Origin of the sequence: Candidatus Infernicultor aquiphilus (assembly GCF_002784285.1) — a bacterium.
Lineage (GTDB): Bacteria > Atribacterota > Phoenicimicrobiia > Phoenicimicrobiales > Phoenicimicrobiaceae > Infernicultor > Infernicultor aquiphilus.
The window spans coordinates 1-2,381 of record NZ_PFKO01000212.1 but is presented as its reverse complement, the minus strand read 5'-3'; the positions used below and the strand labels follow the sequence as shown (position 1 = coordinate 2,381).

The 2,381-nt window shown below is 30.6% G+C and carries 1 protein-coding gene; it reads right to left on the bottom strand.

The window, feature by feature from the left end; translation table 11 throughout:
* Positions 1 to 220 precede the first annotated feature (220 nt).
* Complete coding sequence (uvrB, locus tag COZ07_RS05575) at positions 221 to 2,221, bottom strand: excinuclease ABC subunit UvrB (protein ID WP_406607593.1); 2,001 nt, start codon at positions 2,219 to 2,221, stop codon at positions 221 to 223.
* Between the last annotated feature and the right edge of the window lie 160 nt (positions 2,222 to 2,381).

The following is a 2,381-nucleotide window of genomic DNA, read 5'->3' as shown; positions in this document are numbered from 1 at the left end:
AAATAAGAGTTTTATTTGATTTTTATTCAATATTTTTTAATCTTTTAGGTTAGGTAAAAGATGTAATTGTAACACAGTCTGAATACCGGGTCGGATAAATCCGACCCCTACATTACCATTTTGTTTACTTTTTGGGTTACAACCAACATATTACTAATCTCTTTTCTTTACTATATACTATTCACTATATACTACATACTATATACTATATACTGATTTACTATTTTATTCCTCCGAATAGGGTTTTTTCTTTTTTTAATCTTCTTATTTCATCTCGAAGCAAGGCAGCTCTTTCAAAATCTAAATTTTTTGCTGCTTGTATCATCTCTTTTTCTAAAGATTTTATTAACCAACTCAAGTTATTTTGGCTTAAATACTTTCCTGATTCTTCACTAACCGATGAAATATTATCCAGGTCATTTAAATTATTAATCCTAATAAATTCTTCTATTGGTTTGATTATAGTTTGAGGTATTACCGAGTATTGGTGATTATATTCTAATTGTATCTTTCTTCTTCGATTAGTTTCCTTTATTGCTCTTTCTATTGATCCAGTAATATTTTGACAATATAAAATAACGGTACCATTTATATTTCTTGATGCTCTTCCCATAGTCTGGATTAAGGAAGTTTCTGACCTTAGAAAACCTTCTTTATCCGCATCCAAAATAGCTACTAAAGATACTTCTGGGAGGTCTAATCCTTCTCTTAAAAGATTAACTCCCACCAATACATCAAACTTACCTAATCTTAAATCCTTTAGTATGTTAATCCTTTCTAAAGTTTCAATTTCTGAATGAAGATACCTCACTTTTATATTAATTCCTTCCAGATACTCAGCTAAATTTTCTGCCATTCTTTTAGTTAAAGTAGTTACTAATACTCTTTCTTTTTTCTCAGTCCTTTTTTTAATTTCTTCTATTACACTATCAATCTGATTCTTTATTGGTTTTAAGATTACCTCTGGATCAACTAATCCCGTAGGTCTAATAATTTGCTCAACTACTTGTTCACCTCTTTCTAATTCATATTTAGCGGGAGTAGCTGAAACAAAGATAACTTTTTTCATATAATTTTCTATTTCTTTAAAATATAAAGGTCTATTGTCATAAGCAGAAGGTAAGCGAAAACCATAATTTATCAAACTGTCTTTTCGAGATTTATCGCCTGCAAACATACCTCTTAATTGAGGAATAGTAACATGAGATTCATCAACAAACATTAAAAAATCAGAAGGAAAATAATCCAACAAAGTGGCCGGGGGCTCTCCTGATTTTCTTCCACTAATATGACGAGAATAATTTTCAATCCCGCTACAATATCCTACTTCTATTAACATTTCCAAATCATATTTAGTTCTTTCTTCTAATCTTTGAGCCTCTAAGTGTTTTCCCTCTTTTTTAAAATATTTTAATCTTTCTCTTAATTCTTCTTCGATAGATAAAACTGCTCTTTCTAATTTATCTTTAGTAGTGACAAAATGTTTAGCCGGATAAACTATTAATTTATCTTTTCTTTCTATAACTTTTCCGGTTAAAGGATCTATCTTAGAAATTACTTCTATTTTATCACCCCATAACTCTATACGAAAGGCATATTCTAAATAAGAAGGAAATATTTCGATTACATCTCCTCTAATTCTAAAACATCCTCGATGAAAATCGACATCATTCCTCTCGTAATGTATATTTATAAGCCTTTCCATAATTTTATATCTTTCACAGATTTCATTCTTATTAACTGTTAATACCAACTCTTTATAATCTTGGGGTGAACCTAACCCATAAATACAAGATACACTGGCTACTATAATTACATCCCTTCGTTCCAAAAGGGAGCTGGTAGCAGATAGTCTTAATCGGTCAATCTCTTCATTTATAGAAGAATCTTTCTCAATATAAGTATCGGTACGGGGAATATAAGCTTCTGGTTGATAATAATCATAATAACTTACAAAATACTCTACCGCATTGTTAGGAAAATATCTTCTAAATTCACTACATAATTGAGCAGCTAAAGTTTTATTATGGGAGATCACCAGGGTGGGTAATTGAATCTCTTGAATTACATTAGCCATAGTAAAAGTCTTCCCTGAACCAGTAACTCCAAGTAAAGTTTGATATTTATAATTATTATTTATCCCTTCTATCAATTTTTTTATAGCCTGGGGTTGGTCTCCTTGAGGGGGATAATCAGACACTAAATCAAAATTTTGGGTCATTTACAGCACCTTTTTAAAAATATAGGTTGAATTTAAAAATTAATGAAAAGAGTTTTGAACCCGTTTCGGGTCGGATAAATCCGACCCCTACAAGAAAACTATCGTAAAAGCTTACCATTATTTAAGTATCATAGATGTAGGGGCTTGATTCATCAAGCCC